16 protein-coding genes are annotated in these 16,747 nt (G+C 64.9%); 9 read left to right on the forward strand and 7 right to left on the reverse strand.

The features are described 5' to 3' along the window. Positions 1 to 17 precede the first annotated feature (17 nt). The 3 genes from MTX34_RS09050 (at position 18) to MTX34_RS09060 (ending at position 3,706) form a co-directional block, all read left to right on the forward strand. On the forward strand, positions 18 to 2,171 hold the full coding sequence (locus MTX34_RS09050) for an MMPL family transporter (protein ID WP_243609168.1): 2,154 nt from the start codon (positions 18 to 20) through the stop codon (positions 2,169 to 2,171). A gap of 195 nt (positions 2,172 to 2,366) precedes the next feature. Then, positions 2,367 to 2,855, forward strand: a complete 489-nt coding sequence (locus MTX34_RS09055) for a transposase (RefSeq protein ID WP_243609169.1) — start codon at positions 2,367 to 2,369, stop codon at positions 2,853 to 2,855. Continuing rightward, on the forward strand, positions 2,852 to 3,706 hold the full coding sequence (locus tag MTX34_RS09060) for an IS3 family transposase (RefSeq protein WP_243609170.1): 855 nt from the start codon (positions 2,852 to 2,854) through the stop codon (positions 3,704 to 3,706). Before MTX34_RS09055 ends, MTX34_RS09060 begins: the two co-directional genes overlap by 4 nt. Positions 3,707 to 3,773: 67 nt before the next feature. On the opposite strand, the gene MTX34_RS09065 is transcribed toward MTX34_RS09060, so the two are convergent. The 3 genes from MTX34_RS09065 to MTX34_RS09075 form a co-directional block, all read right to left on the reverse strand. Continuing rightward, positions 3,774 to 5,660, reverse strand: coding sequence for a DUF2339 domain-containing protein (locus MTX34_RS09065; RefSeq protein WP_243609171.1), 1,887 nt, complete (start codon positions 5,658 to 5,660; stop codon positions 3,774 to 3,776). 75 nt (positions 5,661 to 5,735) lie between these two features. Beyond that, on the reverse strand, positions 5,736 to 6,386 hold the full coding sequence (locus tag MTX34_RS09070) for a DUF1707 domain-containing protein (protein WP_243609172.1): 651 nt from the start codon (positions 6,384 to 6,386) through the stop codon (positions 5,736 to 5,738). Positions 6,387 to 6,407: 21 nt separating this feature from the next. After that, positions 6,408 to 7,520: a glycosyltransferase gene (locus MTX34_RS09075; RefSeq protein ID WP_243609173.1), complete on the reverse strand. Its 1,113-nt coding sequence runs from the start codon at positions 7,518 to 7,520 to the stop codon at positions 6,408 to 6,410. 109 nt (positions 7,521 to 7,629) lie between these two features. On the opposite strand from MTX34_RS09075, the gene MTX34_RS09080 reads away from it, so the two are divergent. Next, on the forward strand, positions 7,630 to 8,019 hold the full coding sequence (locus MTX34_RS09080) for a MarR family transcriptional regulator (RefSeq protein ID WP_243609174.1): 390 nt from the start codon (positions 7,630 to 7,632) through the stop codon (positions 8,017 to 8,019). 2 nt (positions 8,020 to 8,021) lie between these two features. Here the strand turns inward: MTX34_RS09080 and MTX34_RS09085 are convergent, their stop codons facing one another. From MTX34_RS09085 to MTX34_RS09100, 4 genes are read right to left on the reverse strand one after another with little or no spacing between them, the layout of a single operon-like run. Beyond that, entirely contained in the window at positions 8,022 to 8,243 is a 222-nt protein-coding gene (locus MTX34_RS09085; protein ID WP_243595229.1) for an autophagy-related protein 2, read from the reverse strand. A 37-nt stretch (positions 8,244 to 8,280) separates the two neighbouring features. Then, positions 8,281 to 8,907, reverse strand: coding sequence for a response regulator (locus MTX34_RS09090; protein ID WP_374230291.1), 627 nt, complete (start codon positions 8,905 to 8,907; stop codon positions 8,281 to 8,283). A gap of 29 nt (positions 8,908 to 8,936) precedes the next feature. After that, positions 8,937 to 10,106, reverse strand: coding sequence for a MacS family sensor histidine kinase (macS, locus tag MTX34_RS09095; RefSeq protein ID WP_243609175.1), 1,170 nt, complete (start codon positions 10,104 to 10,106; stop codon positions 8,937 to 8,939). After that, positions 10,093 to 11,286, reverse strand: a complete 1,194-nt coding sequence (locus tag MTX34_RS09100) for an AI-2E family transporter (protein WP_243595324.1) — start codon at positions 11,284 to 11,286, stop codon at positions 10,093 to 10,095. Before MTX34_RS09100 ends, macS begins: the two co-directional genes overlap by 14 nt. Before the next feature lie 142 nt (positions 11,287 to 11,428). Between MTX34_RS09100 and MTX34_RS09105 the strand changes: the two genes are divergently transcribed. The 5 genes from MTX34_RS09105 (at position 11,429) to nhaA (ending at position 16,724) form a co-directional block, all read left to right on the forward strand. Beyond that, positions 11,429 to 12,904: an adenylate/guanylate cyclase domain-containing protein gene (locus MTX34_RS09105; protein WP_243609218.1), complete on the forward strand. Its 1,476-nt coding sequence runs from the start codon at positions 11,429 to 11,431 to the stop codon at positions 12,902 to 12,904. 9 nt (positions 12,905 to 12,913) lie between these two features. Continuing rightward, positions 12,914 to 14,044, forward strand: a complete 1,131-nt coding sequence (locus MTX34_RS09110; RefSeq protein WP_243609176.1) for a YbhN family protein — start codon at positions 12,914 to 12,916, stop codon at positions 14,042 to 14,044. Between the two features lie 110 nt (positions 14,045 to 14,154). Further along, on the forward strand, positions 14,155 to 14,706 hold the full coding sequence (locus MTX34_RS09115; protein ID WP_243609177.1) for a YceI family protein: 552 nt from the start codon (positions 14,155 to 14,157) through the stop codon (positions 14,704 to 14,706). A 169-nt stretch (positions 14,707 to 14,875) separates the two neighbouring features. Further along, on the forward strand, positions 14,876 to 15,259 hold the full coding sequence (locus MTX34_RS09120; RefSeq protein WP_308198502.1) for a DUF3054 domain-containing protein: 384 nt from the start codon (positions 14,876 to 14,878) through the stop codon (positions 15,257 to 15,259). Positions 15,260 to 15,407: 148 nt separating this feature from the next. Then, complete coding sequence (gene nhaA, locus MTX34_RS09125; RefSeq protein ID WP_243609178.1) at positions 15,408 to 16,724, forward strand: Na+/H+ antiporter NhaA; 1,317 nt, start codon at positions 15,408 to 15,410, stop codon at positions 16,722 to 16,724. Positions 16,725 to 16,747: the final 23 nt, after the last annotated feature.

Consider the following 16,747-nt stretch of genomic DNA (forward strand, 5'->3'; position numbering starts at 1 on the left):
GGGGGAGTTACACACACGTGTTCGTTCGATGGGGAACCTTGGTCCACCGCCTTCGATACAGCGTTCTCGGGGTCATGGTGGCCGGGCTGGCGATCTTGGCGGCGTACGGCTGGGATCTACCGGACCATTTGAGCCAGAGCGGATTCGACGATCCGACGTCGCAGTCGGCCGCGGCCGGCAATCTTGCGAACGAGACGTTCGGACGTGACACGGAGGGCGATGTCATCGTTCTCTACACCGCCCCCGAGGGCTCGAACATCGATGATCCGTCGTTCGGTGCGGCGATCACCCAGAACCTCGATTCGCTGGTCGCCGACCACCCGGACCGCATCGCGAAGATCAATGGCAGCTATTTCAGAACCGCGGAAGCACCCGTGCTCGCGGCGCTCGGCACCACCGACAAGCAGCACGCCATCGCCAGCATCGCGATCGTCGGCGGCAACGACACCGAACTGACCGAGAACTTCCAGGCCGTCCAGAACGACTTCTACATCGACGGCGTCGATGTGCAGGTCGCCGGACAACAGGCGGTGGCTGCCTCCTTGCAGTCGACGATGACCGACGACATCCATCGCATGGAGGTCCTCGCCATCCCCGCCGTTGCGGTGCTGCTGTTCTTCGTCTTCGGCGGCGTCGTCGCTGCTGCGCTTCCCCTCATCGTCGGTGCGTTGACGGTCATCGGAGCCAACGGCATCGTGAAGCTGTTCACCCACGTCACCGAGGTCAACACCTTCGTCGCACCGGTGGTGTCGCTGGTGGGGCTGGGCTTGGCGATCGACTACGGCTTGTTCATCGTCTCTCGTTTCCGAGAGGAGCTAGGCGACGGTAGATCGACGCCCGATGCAGTCCGTCGAACAGTCATGACTGCCGGTCGCACAGTGGCGTTCTCGGCGACGATCATCGTCGCGTGCCTCGGTGGCCTGTTGCTGTTTCCGCACGGGTTCCTGCGGTCGGTCGCCCTTGGTTCGATTGCGACGGTCGCTCTCGCGGCGTTGACCGCGATCACCATCCTGCCGGCCATTCTGTCGATCCTCGGCCCACGCGTCGATGCCCTCGGCCTCGCGTTCATGCGTAAGACGAAGTCCTCGGAAGAGATCGAGAACGGCAGATGGGGCAGGCTCACCACCTGGGTGATGCGCAATCCCATCAAGGTGGTCGTCACCATCGTTCTCGGACTGCTGGCCCTGACGTTGCCCATCGGCAATCTCGCGTTCGGCGGAATCAACGAAACGTATCTGCCACCGGACAATCCGACGCGAGTGGCGCAGGAACAGTTCGACGAGTTGTTCCCCGGCCAGCGCACCGAGCCCATCAAGCTGGTCATCCAGAACGCGCAGGGCCCCAACCTCGCCGCAATCACCACCCAGGCGAACAACGCACCGGGCCTGATCGAGCAGTTCACCCCGGTCGGTGCCAGCAAGGACGGCATCATCGTCTTCAAGGCCGGGTTGATCGATCGGAACGACAGCGCGCCCGCCATCGAATTCCTCCGCAGCATCGACACTCCCGACGGCACGACGATGCAGGTGACGGGAACGCCTGCGATCGAACGAGATTCGATCGATGCGATGGTCGACCGTCTACCACTGATGGCGGTGCTGGTCGTCCTGGTCGTGACCGTATTGATGTTCCTGACGTTCGGATCTCTGGTGCTGCCGATCAAGGCGGTACTGATGACGACACTCGGCCTCGGGTCGACCATGGGCATCCTGACCTGGATCTTCATCGACGGTCACGGGGCCGCGTGGATGAACTTCACGCCGGGGCCGATCATGGCGATGATTCTGCTGTTGATCGCTGCGATCGTCTTCGGACTCTCCACCGACTACGAGGTCTTCCTCCTGTCCAGGATGGTGGAGGCTCGTGAAAATGGCTCCAGCACAAGCGAAGCCATCCACATCGGCAGTTCTCACACCGGACGCATCATCACCGCTGCGGCCTTGATACTCATCGTCGTCACGGGAGCATTCGCATTCTCCGATCTGGTGATGATGAAATACATCGCCTACGGCATGATCGCCGCCCTCATCATCGACGCAACGGTCATTCGCATGTTCCTCGTGCCTGCGACGATGAAACTGCTCGGCGACGCCAGCTGGTGGGCACCGGCCGGCATGAAACGAATGCAACGCAAGCTCGGTCTCGGCGAAACGGCTCCCGAGGACTCCTGACCCACCCTGCCGCCGCCCCCTCGCAACGCGTGAATGGACCACTGCACCGCCCAGACGTATGCAAAGTGCCATTGACGCGGTGTGGCCGGCCCGGGTCGGTCCGGGTGAATGGACCATTGCACTGCTCAGACGTATGTGCACCGCTCCCCGGAAGTTGGACTGAGTAATTCAGTTCCGACTACCGGGGAGTTTTGTATGCGTGCACGAAGTTCACTTACCGAGGATCAGCGGGTCGCGGCGGTAGCGTTGTTCGAGGAGGGCCGTGGGTCGTCCTCGGTTGCTGCGCAGTTGGATATCGGGTCGTGGGCGGTGAGGAGTCTTCACGACCGTTGGCGGGTTCGAGGCGGGAGCGTGTTGGTGGAGAAACCAGACCGAAAGAAGTTCTCGTTCGAGTTCAAACGCGCTGTGGTGCAACGTTTTCTGGCGGGTGAGAGCAAGATCGAGTTGGCGCGTGAGTACGGCCTGTCGTCGGGAAAGATCATCGAACCGTGGGTGCGTGCGTACCGCCGCGACGGCGACGAGGGATTGCGTCCCAAGAGTGCGGGTCGACCGCCGAAACAGTCGACGGCAGATGCGGATGGGGCCAGTGAGCTCGACCGCCTCCGTGAGGAGAACGAACGGCTGCGGACACAGGTGGCGTACCTGGGAAAATTGCGGGCCTTGAGGGAACAGGGACGACGGTGAAGGTTCTCGCTGTCATCGCCCTCAAGGCGCAGTACCGTCTCGATGTGCTGCTCGACGTCGCCGGCTTGGCTCGGTCGACGTTCTTCTACCGTCAAGCGCAGTTACGCAGGCCCGATCCGAAGGCTGCGTTGAAAGCGGCGGTGACCAGGGCTTTCGAGAACAACCACCGACGCTACGGGCATCGACGCGTGCACCGAGTCCTCGTCGATGAAGGGTGGCGGGTGGCGAAGAAGACGGTGCTCGCGGTGATGCGCGAGCTCGGGTTGGCGTGCCGTGTGCGGCGTCGTCGACGGTATGTCTCGTATCAGGGTCAGGTCGGGGCGGTCGCGGCGAACATCCTCGACCGTCAGTTCACGGCGGCGGCCCCGAACGAGAAGTGGGTCACCGATGTCACCGAGTTCCGGGTCGGGGAGGCGAAGTTGTATCTGTCGCCGGTGATGGATCTGTTCGATCGCCAGATCATCTCGTATTCGATCGGAAAGTCTCCGACGACGGAGTTCACCAACCGTTCCCTGCGGGCCGCGTTGGGCACCCTCGGCGAGCAGGAGTGTCCAATTGTGCACTCGGATCAAGGTTTTCACTATCAGCACTCGTCGTGGGGAGGGTTGCTGGCCGATGCGGGAGCGATCCAATCGATGTCCCGCAAAGCGAACTGTTACGACAATGCGATCATCGAGAACTTCTTCGGTCACCTCAAAGAGGAGATGTTTCATCACGTCCGATACTCGAACCTCGACGCCTTGCACACCGCGATCGAGGACTACATCGACTGGTTCAACAACGACCGCATCTCGCTACGTCTCGACGGCCTGAGCCCGGTGCAATACCGAGCCCAGGCCCCCGCAGCCTAGGATTTGCTTTAGCAGTCCAACCCACGGGGTCCAGTGCAATGCAGTGGTCCATTGACGCAGCAGGGGGTCAGGAAGAAACTGCCGCACTTTCTCGATCCGCGAACACCTTGGCGTATCGGGTACCTGCGATCAGCAGCAGCAATCCCACTGCGATGAAGGCGATGACTCGGAACAGGCCGTCGAGGGCGACGAGGTCGAACAGGAACAGTTTTGCGATGGCCGCGGCGGTCAAGGACAGTCCGGCCAGCAGAGCCAGATGGGCGTGCGTGGCGCTGCGCAGCCCGAATGCCAGGAGTGCGAAGGCTGCGATCATCCACTCGATGGTCGCCGCGGTGTGCCCTGCCGTGAATCCTGTTGTTTCGCCGCCGATTCCGATGCCGAGGGTCACGGTGGCCGCCGTCAGGCCGTACAGCGCGAGTACGCCGGAGACGATAGCGAGGGTCTGCAATCCGTCGTCGACCAGTTTCAGTTCGGCGAGCACGTAGCAGAAGGCGAAGGCCGTTGCTGCGAGCAGGATTCCACCGAGGGCGATGCCGACACTGCCCACTGCGTGATCGGAGTCCAACAGCGCCTGTGGCGGGCTCACCGAGACGAACATCAAGGTGCCGATCACGCCGAATCCACTGCCGATCGAGTATGCGAGCGTCGAACGGGTGCTGTGCGCCACCGCGATGAGAGCCAGGGCGAGGGCGAACAGCACGACCGGGCGGATCTCGAGGGTCGTCGACTCGACTGCGGCCTGCAGCGTCGCCAGGGCACCGATCACTGCGACGGTGATGCGGGCATGTGCCGGCAACCAGCTCACCACAGCCACGATCGCCACGGCCGCAGCCGCGAGAACCAGTTGAAGGGCGACGGTGGCAGCGCGATCGAAGATATCGACGGAGAGCAGGACGGGCAGCGACGGCAGGGCGATCATCACGGTCGCGACCACATCGGAGACGTTGCGGCGCAACAACTCCAGCGACATCCCGATTCCGAGCACTGCCGTGAGCACGATGGCCAGGAGCAGCCAGTAGTTGTCGGTCGAGCCGTTCATGTCGGCAGCGGCGACCGCAGCCAACACCGCGCCGACGAGGGGAACGGTCCGAACAACCTGCAGCAGCTGCCAATTCCGACCGATCTGAGCCGGGAAGCTCGCGACGTAGGTGGCGATGAAGAAGGCGATCAAGGCCAGCGTGAGGCCGTCGGTCAGTACCGGACCACACACTGCGACGCCGGCGAGAATCAGCACAGCCATCGGCTGCGACTTCCACTGCACTGCGAGTGCTGTTCCGGCTGCGGCAATTCCGAATGCGGTGATCAGCCCGAGTACGGGATCGAGCCAGCCGTACAGGACGGACATCGCGAGTATATCGAGGTACAGGCCCGCGATACCGGTGGCAGCGAGGGCAATTCCGCCGACGCGGCCGCCGGACCGGCCGAACACTCGGACGCCTGCCCCGATCAGCGCGAGCGAGAACACTGCGCCCGCAGCGACCCGTAGCGGCGGGCCGAACCACCCGGCCTGTGCAGCGAGAACGAGCAGCATCACCACGCCGACGAGGGTGACGCCCGCACCGGCGACGGCCAGCAGACGGCTGATCACTCCGTCCCGCTGCCACCACGGCTCACGAGGTGGAGCCGGCGGTCGAGGCGCGACGACCGGCCCCCGTGGTGGCAGCGGGTACGTAGGGACGGGCTGCGGCCGAACCATCTGCTGCGCCTGCGGCCGACCGACAGTGTGGCCGAACGGCTGACCGTACGACTGTGGAGGTACTGGTGGAGCGGCGGCAGGATGTACCGGGGCCGATGCCTGCCGCGTCGGAGCGGGAGCCGTTGCGGCCCCGAGCTGCGACTGCAAGGTCTGCAGATCGACGGCCACCTGACGCATGTGGTCGCCAAGGGAATCGAAGCGGCTGGACAGGCGAGCGACGAGTTGCGGATCCAGCCCGGAGTTCTGGGAAGAAGTCATGGGTTAGATCCTGCGACCGTCGCGGCCGAAAAGCGTGAGTAGTGCTACTCGGATTGCTCGAGTAGAACCGCCTCGCTAGCCGAACATCCGGCGGATCGAGCTACCGAAGGGGTGCTTGGCGGTCACCGAACCCAAGCGGACCTTGCCCGAGACCACAAGATGAAGCGGCCCGTACGGCGGCCCGGTGCGAACCTTGTTGGTGGCACTGCCCGCCACCGTCTCGACGCGGTTGAGATCGACGGTCGCTTCGGTCGGCACGATCAGTGTCACGGTGCTGCAGTAGTCGTCGACGTGTATCTCGACCACCTGCGTCGACATGACCGCCTGGGTGAAGTCGAGTGTCACCGTGGACATACGGGTGGAGACGCGCAGGCTCGGCGGCACGTTCCAGGGACCCTTGCGGGTGACGGTGGACATGGTGCCGCGCAATGTGTCCGACGCGCCGCTGCCGTGCCCCCAATGCTCCTGAACGACGCGACGCGGGGTCGGTTGCGGGGTGGGCGCGGCGAAGGGTTTCGGTGCCGGGCGATGTTCCTCGGCAATCTGCATCCCGGGTAGGTCGGCGAGAACCGAGTTCAGCTCACCGCGGGTCTTCGACGCCAATGCGGTGTCCATTCGCTCGGTGAACTCGCCGAGCGACAACATGCCCTGCCCCACGGCGCGCTGCAGCAGCTCTCCGACGTGTTCGCGTTCGGCATCGGACACTCGCAGATCCCTTGCCTCCATGGACTCAGGGTAGCGAAGATCTCAGGCTGCGCGACCGCCCAGTACCGAGAGCATTCCGGAGATCGACGCGGGCCATCCGAACTGTTCTGCACGCGACCTCGCGGCGACGCGGCGGCCGTCGACCGGTAGTTCGAGTACTCGTTCGATCTCGGCGGCGAATCCGGCTGCGGTGTTCTTCGAGGAGCCGCCGCAGTGCGGGGTGACGATCTGCGCCAGAGCCGAGGTCTCGGAGACGACGACGGGGGTGCCTGCGGCGAGCGATTCCAGAGCCGCGAGGCCGAACGTCTCGTGCGGCCCAGGCGCGAGGGCGATGTCCGCCGAGGCCAGCAGGGCCGCGACAGCCGACCTGCCGTCGACGAAACCGAGGAAGTCGACGGGAAGACCGCGGGCGCGTCGTTCCAGGCTCGCTCGGCGGGGGCCGTCGCCTGCGATGATCAGCCGCGCCTGCATACCCGAGTCGCACAGCGCGGCAAGCGAGTCGATACTTCTCTCGACGTGCTTCTCGACCGAGAGCCGGCCGCAGTGCACGAGCAGCCGATCGGCGGTGCCCAACCACGCGGTGCGCTCGCCTACCTGCCGACGACGTGGATGGAACAGGTCGAGATCGACACCGAGCGGCACTCGGTGCACGTTGCGAACACCGATGCGCTCGAACTCCTGCTGCGCGAACGCCGTGGTGCACACCACGGCGTCGTACGACGCGGCGGTGCGACGGTTGGCCACGTCCGCGATGGGGCGGGCGCAGCGCATCGGCATGGTCTGCGCGAGCAGACGGTCGAGGCGTTCGTGCGAGATCATCACGCTGCGTACGTCTCGGCGCGCCGCCCAGGCACCCATTCCGCGCAGCGTGAGGCGGTCCGATACTTCGATCACATCGGGTCTCAGTCCGGCCGCGACCGACGACACCCGCCGCGGATCGGCCACCCGATAGCCGCCGGTGAACGGGATCTGCGGTGCCGGTACCTCGATGCGCACCACTCCAGACGGCAGCAGTGTCTCGCTCCATCGATCTCCCGGCACGATCAGACTCACGTCGTGGCCCCTGGTGACGTACCCCGACCCGAGCTGGTCGACGGCCGTCCGCAAACCGCCGGACCGCGGTCCGTAGAAGTTCGCGAGCTGGACGATGCGCACTCGATCAGTCTGCTCGGCGACAAGTCCGCCCGACGGCGCGGCGATGGATGCCGGCCGAACCTTCGCGGAATTCTGTGTGGGGATCGCTACCAGCGGGTAGAGGACACAGATGCGAGTGACACTGCAATCGACCGGAAACGCCGCGGCTCCCGAGGTCTGGGAGCGCTACATGGAACCGACGGCCTGGAAGACCTGGGCACCGCAGATCATGGGCGTCGAGTACCGCGGTGAGCGACTCACCGCGGACACCCCCGGCCGAGTGCTGGGGCCGCTGGGTGTGCCGATCGACTTCCGGGTGCATTCGGTCGACGAGCATTCGTGGACGTGGGCATGGTCGGCGTGGTTCCAGAATCAGGCCATCGGGGTCGATCTGACGCACGGTGTCGTCGCACGACCCAACGGCACGAGGGCATGGCTGACGATCGACGGACCCCTGCCGCTGGTGCTTCCGTACGTGCCGGTCGCGAAGTTCGCGCTCGGCAGGCTGTGCGCCCAGTAGCGCTACTCGGACCGCGTCACGGTCTTCTCGTCGGACTGATCGGCCACGTCGGTCGGCTCGGGCGTCGGCAACGAGGACTCCTCGCCCGACCCGTCCAGATGGCCGTCGAACTCGTCGATTGCCTCGGCGCGCTCGTCGCCGGTCTGATCGAGATCGGCGTCGACACCCTTCGAGTGCTTTGCCGGGTCGACGGTGGTGTCCACTGCATTGTCGTTGTCGGTCATGGGATGCAGAGTGCCCCTCGGCTGCAGACGCAAACCCTCACAGCCCCTTCTCGATGACGTAGCGGGTCAGTTCGACGCGGTTGGCCAGTTGCAGTTTTCGCAGGGTCGCCTGCACGTGATTCTCGACGGTGCGGTGACTGAGCGTCAGCCGGGTGGCAATCTGCTTGGCGCTCAGACCCTTTGCCACCAGGCGTAACACCTCAGTTTCGCGGTCGGTCAGCGTCGGGCGCGTATCGGACGCCGGTTCCGGTGACGAGGACATTCGGCGGAACTCTCCGAGTACGAGGCCCGCGAGGCCGGGAGTGAACACCGCCTGTCCGGCCGAGGTGGCGCGAACGGCGTCGAACAACTCCTCGGCCGATGCACTCTTGACCAGATAACCCGTCGCGCCCGCCTTGATGGCGTCGAGCACGTCGTTGCGTTCTGCGGACGCCGAGAGCACCAGGATCTTGGTCTGCGGCGACGCGTCGAGGACGGCGACGGTGGCGTCGGCTCCGTTGCCGTCGGGCAGGTGCATGTCCATCAGCACTACGTCGGGGGTGGTCGCTCGGGCGCGGCGTCCGGCAGCGGCGACGCCGTCCGCCGTGGCGACGACGCTGAAACCGGCGGCGGCGAGATCTCGGGCGACGCCGTCCCGCCACATCGGATGATCGTCGACGACCATCACCGCGATATCGGCATTCGTTTCCTCGGTCACTTCGGTTCCCTCGTTCGTGGAATACGGATCTCCCATTCGGTGCCCGCCCCGTCCTCTGTATCGAGTATCGCAGTGCCACCGAGAGATTCGACACGGCCGAGTATCGATTTCGAGACGCCCATCCGCCCCTCGGCTTCGGCGGCTGCGAGCCGTCCGGCAGGGATTCCGCGGCCGTCGTCGCGGATACTGACGATCAACTCCCCGTCGACATCCTCGAGCAGTACGTACGCCTTGGCTTCCGCGCCCGCATGGAGTTCGACGTTGGACAGCGCAGTCGCGACGACTGCAGCGAGTTCCTCGGCCACCTCGGATTCGACGAGCACCGGGTCGGCAGGCGTCGAGACGGCGACGGCGGTACCTGCCTGCCTGCGCAGCAGTGCCCTGACGTCGACGATCGAGTCGGTGTGATCGCCGCGCGGTACTGCCTGTTCCGAGATCAGCACGCGCAGGGCGACTTCCTGTTCACCGGCCAGCTCGGCGAGTTCGGCTGCCGGACCGCCTATTTCGAGACCTCTGCGTCGAACGAGGGCCAATACCTGCAGCACCCCGTCGTGCACCTGTCGGGCGAGCCGCTCACGTTCCTCCGTGATCGCGGCCGATCGTGCTGCCCGACGCAACTCTCGGTGGGCGCGCCGGGCGGTGTTCGACGCCAATCCCAGCGCCAGTCCGGCCGAGAGCAGCACCGGGGCGGTGGCGTCGGACCAGAGGTCGGAGTCGAAGCGGTCGCGGACGAGCGCGCTGACCACCGACATCGCCACCCCGGACGCGATTCCGCCCTTGGGGCCCCACAGGATCGCGGCGGAGATGACGGCGTTGGTGGCCCACAGTGTGGTCGGCAGAGTTTGGCGGGTGCTGTACCAGTCGTAATCGGCCACCAGTCGCGTCGATGCCATCAGTGCGAGGACGATGACCTGGTCTGCGAGCACCACCTGCCAGCGCGGAAGCGAGGCGCGTGCGAGCAGCAACGCCGACGCCCCGGACCACACGGCCATCAGGGCCACGAGGAACCAACTCAGTCGTGGGTTGGTGTAGTTGTCGACGGTCGCGGCCTGGTAGCTCACGGCGTAGACGAGTGTGACCAGACGAAAGGCCTGCGAGGCCCGCCAGAGCGGGGTGTCCGGATCGGACGAGGACAGCGTGGCCCTCACCCGGTCAGCCGTCCGCATCGGTCTTCGGACCTGCGCTCGTGGAATCCGGGATCGTCAGCTCTCCCTTGGCAAGCCGATCCGGCTCGTCGCTACCCGGTGGGGTGTGTGGGTCGCTCGGGTCCGCGGAGTACAGCGGGTCGGTCACCTCGAGTTCCTCGTAGACCTCGTCCGGATCGTCGGCGAGCAACGACCGAACGGCAGTGTTGAGGACGGCGACGATCGGCACTGCCAGCAGGCCGCCGACGATGCCGGCGAGCAGAATGCCGACGGTGATGGACAGCACCACCGCCAACGGATGCAGACGCACGGCACGACCCAACAGAAGTGGTTGCAGCACATGGCCTTCGAGTTGCATGACGGCCACCACGATGCCGAGGGTGATCACCGCGGTGATCAGGCCCTTGGTGACGAGAGCGATGAAGACCGCGACGAATCCGGTCAGCACTGCACCGATGATCGGGATGAACGCTCCGATGAACACCAGCGAGGCCAACGGGAGTGCAAGCGGCACACCGAGGATGGCGAGACCGGCACCGATACCGATGGCATCTGCGGCCGCGACGGCCACCGTCGCCCTGACGTATCCCACCAGCGACCCGAAGCCCTGGATGCCCGCGGTGCGGATTCTTCTGCGGGCCGCGGTCGGTGCCAACCGGGTGACGAACTGCCAGATCTGATCGCCGCCGTACAGGAAGAAGATGAGGACGAACAGCGTGAGCAACGCGCCGGTGAGGATCTCACCGATCACCGCCGCAGTGGTCAGCGCACCGCTGGTGACAGCTTCCTGGTTGTCCTGAATGACCTTGACGACACTGTCCGTCGCCTGCCGGATCTGGTCCTCGCTGATGTGCAGCGGTCCGTTGCTGAGCCATTCTTCGATGCCGTTGATGGACTGAGTGAACTGATCACCCACCTGCGGGAGACCCTCGATGAACTGCTCGACGATGAAGGTCATGATGCCTGCGACGATGCCGATACTGGCCACGATGACGACGATCACCGCGACGGCCCGTGGGACTCCGCGCCGATGCATCCAGTCGACGACCGGCACGAGCATGGCCGCCGCCAGCAGCGCGAGACCCAGTGGAATGACGACAGTGCTCAACTTCGCCACCACGTACGCAAAAGTGATGAATCCGGCAAACAGGACAAGCAGTCGCCACGTCCATTCGGCACCGATCCGCACCAGCGGATGCACCGAATCCGCGGCCGAAGTGAGGCCCGGAGACGCCCCCGTACCTTGCGCCCGCAACTCGTCGGTGCTCACCCGCTAAATTTAACCCGTGCTGGCATCTTTCCGAGCGGTCTCGCTCACCCTGAAGAGTCGCTGGCCGCTCTATATGTTCTCGATGCTCATCGCCAATGTCTTCGGTGCGGTGCTCGTCTTCGCCTTCGTCCGCTACGGGCTGCCCATCCCCGAATCGGATTCGATCGTCGCCGACCGCGTGCGCAACGTGTACATCTTCGGGGCGTACCTCCTGGTGGCCCTCGTCGTCAGCCTGATCTACGCGTATTACCTCCTGCGCTCGGTGATCCGGTGGCAGCTCCGCGGGGGACCGCCCACCCGCAAGGAACAGATGACGACCCTGCATGCACCGTTGCGTCAGGCGATCGTGCACCTGATTCTCTGGATCATCGGCGGCGTCATCTTCGTACTGTTGACCATCGCGGAGATGCCGTCGCTGTCCATCGCCGTCATCGTCACCGTCGGCATGGCGGCCACCGTCACGTTCGGGTTCACGTACATGCTCGGCGAACGAATCCTGCGACCGGTCGCGGCACTGGCGTTGAGCGAGGGCCGATTCGACCGGACGATGACGCCCGGCGTCGGTACCCGCATGGCCATGACGTGGGGCCTGGGCACATTGATGCCCGTCATCGGCATCATCCTGCTGTGCGCCACACAGATCACCACCGATCTGGTGTTCTCCCCCAACTCGCTCGCCGTGGCCATCATCCTGCTCAGCGTGCTGGCCATCGTGCAGGCGTTCGTGCTCTCGATGCTCACCGCGAGCCAGATCTCGGATCCGATCAGCCAGCTGCACAGCGCCATCGAGCGCGTCCAGCGCGGCGAGACGGACGTCGAGGTGGATGTGTTCGACGGCTCCGAGATCGGCCGCCTCCAGGTGGGCTTCAACCGAATGATGGAGGAATCGGCCGAACGACGCGTCCTGCGAGAGTTGTTCGGCCAGCACGTCGGTGAGGACGTGGCTCGTCGAGCACTGCAGTTCGGAACCGAGTTGGGCGGCGAGACACGATTCGTGGCAGTGCTGTTCGTCGACATGGTCGGCTCCACCGCCACCGCCTCCGAGCGACCACCGAGCGAAGTGGTGGTGTTGCTCAACGAGTTCTTCCGAGTGGTCGTCGACGTCGTCGGACGCCATCACGGATTCGTCAACAAGTTCATGGGCGACGCGGCCCTGGCGATCTTCGGTGCCCCACTGGACCGTCCCGATGCACCGACCGCTGCTCTCGCTGCCGCGCGTGAACTGCGATTCGCGCTGAACGAGATCACCGGCCTCGACATCGGCATCGGCGTATCGGCAGGCCTGGCCGTCGCCGGCAACATCGGTGCATCCGAACGCTTCGAATACACGGTCATCGGTGACCCGGTCAACGAGGCGTCACGACTGACCGAGCTGGCGAAACTGCGTCCCGGACGCGTCCTGGCGTCGACCTCGGCCCTGTACTTCGCCGACGACGAGGAACAGGAACAGTGGGAGCTGGGAGACCAGGTGCAACTGCGTGGTCGACGACGGGCCACCCATCTGGCCTGGCCTGTGGAGTTTCCCGACTCCTCGCCCCACGACGGTTAGTCTGACACGGTGCCCGACCCCAGCTCCACCCGCGGACCCGCAGTACGGCGTCCGCGAAACCGACTTCGGTGGGTCAAGTGGATCGCCGGAATCGCCCTGGTCGCGCTGTTGGTGGGCGAGGCGATATATCTGTGGCCGCGGCTGCACGAATCCTGGACCGCCGTCCGCGAAATCCACTGGGGTTGGCTTGCGGCCTGCGTCTTCGCACAGGCGGTGTCGTTGAGCGCATTCGGCAGAGTGCAGAAGCAATTGCTCGACGCAGGCGGCGTCAAGGTGCGCCAGCACAAGTCCGTGGCCGTCATCTACGGCAGCACCGCCATGGCGCTCACCCTCCCCGCTGGCCAGGTGTTCTCCACGGCGTTCACCTATCGCGAGACACGCCGCTGGGGAGCGAGCCCGGTCGTCGCGTCCTGGCAGCTGGCCATTTCGGGCGTCATCGCCGCAGCCGGACTGGCCGTCCTCGGCGTTGCGGGCGGGCTCGTGGTCGGTAGCTCGTTCAACACGTTCACCCTCGTGCTTCCGATCGCCGGAGTCATCGCCATCGTTGCCGCGGTTCGATACATCTCGAACCACCCGCAGTCGATCAAACAGATCGCTCGCTGGGGTCTGCGCAAGTACAACGCGTTTCGTAACCACGAGCTCGACGCCGGGGCCGAGGCCATAGACAAGATCATCGGCCAGATTCAATCCGTCCAACTCGGCAAGCGCGACGGCGCGCTCACCCTCTCGTGGTCTGCCGTGCATCGTCTCGCAGATGTCGCCTGCCTCGCGTTCGCATGCTTCGCCGTCGGCGCGGATCCACGGTTGTCGGGATTGCTGATCGCGTTCGCGGCCGGCAAGGCCGTCGGATCCGTCCCTCTCGCGCCCGGCGGCCTGGTCGTCGTCGACGCGACCCTCATCGCGTTTCTCACCAGCGCTGCCTCGATCACCGCCTCGCAGGCCGTCGCATCGGCGCTGGTCTATCGCGGGGTCAGCTTCATCCTCGTGGCCATCGTCGGATGGATCGTGTTCCTCGTACTCTTCCGCAAGCACCAGCACGCCGATCTCGATTTCGACATCGCGCTGGAACAGCAGGAGACCGCGGAGCTGCACCGCACCGAGGATGTTCGCGACGCGAAGAGCGATCCGGACACCGCATAGACACTCGCCGCGATATGGCGTCCGTCACTTTCTGTTCACCCGGAATATATACGGACCCCGGTCCGCTTGTGTACTATGAGCATTGAAACTTCAACCAACGAGGAGACTTCATGACCACCGCTATCGCACTTCCCGAGCTCACCGCAGGCACCTGGGCCATCGACGCATCCCACTCCACCGTCGGATTCACCGTCCGCCACCTGGTGGTCAGCAAGGTCCGCGGCCGTTTCCAGGCCTTCACCGGCACCATCACCGTCGACGCCGACGGCACCCCGTCCGTCGACGCCGAGATCGACGTCACCTCGATCACGACCGACAACGCGCAGCGCGACGGCCACCTCAAGACCGCCGACTTCTTCGAGGTCGAGAAGTTCCCCACCGCGACGTTCAAGTCCACCTCGGTCAAGGCCGACGGCGGAGACTTCATCGTCACCGGTGACTTCACCCTCCACGGCGTCACCAACTCCATCGATCTCAAGCTCGAGTTCAACGGCGTCAACGCCGGCATGGGCAACGGACCGGTCGCAGGCTTCGAGGCCAGCACCGTCATCAACCGCAAGGACTTCGGCATCAGCATCGACATGCCCCTCGAAGGCGGCGGCGCAGTCGTCGGCGACAAGATCACCCTGAACCTCGACATCGAAGCCGGCCTGCAGGCGTAATTCCGCCCTGCTCTTCCCCTCCCCCTTCGGGATCACCCCTCCCCCCTTCGGATCAATGCGGCTTTGTTGCAGTCCAAGCGACTGAAACCCACATTGATCCACGCCGGGAGGCCCACCGAACGGCCCGTATCGCATTTGCGGTACGGGCCGTTCGCTGTGGGTGTCTACAGTGGGTCGCGTGAAGTTTCGATCCCCCGCAGTTGCTGCCGTCCTCGACCTGCTGATGGTCCTGCTGTTCGCCGCCATCGGTCGCCGCAGCCATGACGAGGCCACCGCGCTGTCCGGCCTGTTCCACACCGCGTGGCCGTTCGTCGTCGGTGCCGCCGTCGGCTGGGTCGTCACGTTCGCTCTGTACCGCAACAAGTTCGACGCGTTCCTCGTCGTTCCGACGGGCATCGTCGTGTGGGTGACGACTGTTGTCGTGGGCATGGTGTTGCGGGCACTGACCGGACAGGGAACAGCCGGTGCGTTCATCGTCGTCGCGACGGCGTCCACTGCAGTTCTACTGCTGGGCTGGCGCGCGCTGACACGATTCGTGCCCAGCGTTCGTTGACTTCGAGTTCGTCGCGAACGCCTCGGCGCGATAGGATCGACCACGGTGCGCCGGGAAGTCTGGTCGGCAACAACTCTGTGCTGCGCGTCTACCGTCCTACCCGAGGTTGGCCCGCAGCTCGACCAAGCTACCGAAAGGCGCTGTCACCGTGACAGATTCATCATCTCCCAAAACGCGATTGCCGCTGTTCTCGCGCGGTTCCTGGTCCGAGGCAGACCGCGTCGCGCAGATCCTGCGTAAAGAGACAGTCGGTGGCGCACTATTGCTCGTCGCAACCCTGGTCGCATTGGTCTGGGCCAACTCACCCTGGTCCGCTGCCTACGACTCGCTGATGGATACCCGCGTCGGGCCCTCGGCATTGCACCTCGACCTGACTCTGTCGACATGGGCGGCCGACGGGCTGTTGGCCATCTTCTTCTTCGTGGTCGGTCTCGAACTCAAGCGAGAATTCGTCGCCGGAGATCTTCGCGATCCCGCACGCGCGGCGCTACCGGTGGCGGCCGCCATCGGCGGAATGGCAGTTCCAGCAATCATTTTCGTGCTGATCAACCTCGGCACCGGGGACGGTGCACTACTCGGTTGGGCCATCCCGACGGCAACCGACATCGCGTTCGCCGTTGCCGTCCTGGCCGTCATCAGCACTCATCTGCCGACTGCGCTGCGGACCTTCCTGCTGACCTTGGCCGTCGTCGACGACCTCCTGGCCGTCAGCGTCATCGCCATCTTCTACACGGACGACATCAATTTCGTCGCCCTCGGTCTGACGCTGATCCCTCTCGCACTGTTCGCCGTTGCCGTGCAGATGCGCATCCGGTCGTGGTGGATCCTCATCCCGCTGGCGGTGGTGACGTGGGTTCTGATGCACGAGTCCGGCGTTCACGCCACGGTCGCGGGCGTTCTGCTCGGCTTCGCCGTCCCGGTGATGCGCAGCAAGGCCAACGGAGGGCCGGAGGCAGGCCCCGGCCTCGCCGAACACTTCGAGCACAAGGTTCGGCCCATCTCAGCAGGTATTGCTGTGCCGATCTTCGCATTCTGTGCAGCCGGCGTGACCGTCGGTGGATTCTCCGGCCTGGCCAGCGCACTGACCGACCCCATCGCCATCGGCATCATCGCCGGCCTCGTGATCGGTAAAGCGATCGGCATCTTCGGCACCACCTACCTCGTCTCCCGCTTCACCCGGGCCACCCTCGACGCCGGACTGAAGTGGCTCGACGTCTTGGGCGTTGCGATGCTCGCGGGTATCGGATTCACGGTGTCGCTGCTGATCGGAGACCTGGCCTTCGGTGAAGGAACCGAGCGCGACGACCACGTCAAGGTGGGCGTGCTCACCGGTTCGATCATCGCCGCCTCGCTGGCCGCCGTCATCCTGCGCAGCCGTAACAAGGCCTACCGCGACATCCACATCGAAGAAACCCGCGACGACGATCACGACGGCATCCCGGACGTGTACCAGAACAAGAAGTAGGCACACACCTCGATCGTGTGATC

This window comes from Rhodococcus sp. ARC_M5, from assembly GCF_022810405.1.
GTDB classification, from domain to species: domain Bacteria; phylum Actinomycetota; class Actinomycetes; order Mycobacteriales; family Mycobacteriaceae; genus Rhodococcoides; species Rhodococcoides navarretei.

Coding starts and splice junctions, on each gene's coding strand:
- MTX34_RS09080 (WP_243609174.1), top strand. CDS start 7,630: ATGCGAGTGACACTGCAATCGACCGGAAACGCCGCGGCTCCCGAGGTC.
- MTX34_RS09090 (WP_374230291.1), bottom strand. CDS start 8,907: ATGGTCGTCGACGATCATCCGATGTGGCGGGACGGCGTCGCCCGAGAT.
- MTX34_RS09085 (WP_243595229.1), bottom strand. CDS start 8,243: ATGACCGACAACGACAATGCAGTGGACACCACCGTCGACCCGGCAAAG.
- MTX34_RS09115 (WP_243609177.1), top strand. CDS start 14,155: ATGACCACCGCTATCGCACTTCCCGAGCTCACCGCAGGCACCTGGGCC.
- MTX34_RS09105 (WP_243609218.1), top strand. CDS start 11,429: ATGTTCTCGATGCTCATCGCCAATGTCTTCGGTGCGGTGCTCGTCTTC.
- MTX34_RS09055 (WP_243609169.1), top strand. CDS start 2,367: ATGCGTGCACGAAGTTCACTTACCGAGGATCAGCGGGTCGCGGCGGTA.
- MTX34_RS09065 (WP_243609171.1), bottom strand. CDS start 5,660: ATGACTTCTTCCCAGAACTCCGGGCTGGATCCGCAACTCGTCGCTCGC.
- MTX34_RS09070 (WP_243609172.1), bottom strand. CDS start 6,386: ATGGAGGCAAGGGATCTGCGAGTGTCCGATGCCGAACGCGAACACGTC.
- macS (WP_243609175.1), bottom strand. CDS start 10,106: ATGCGGACGGCTGACCGGGTGAGGGCCACGCTGTCCTCGTCCGATCCG.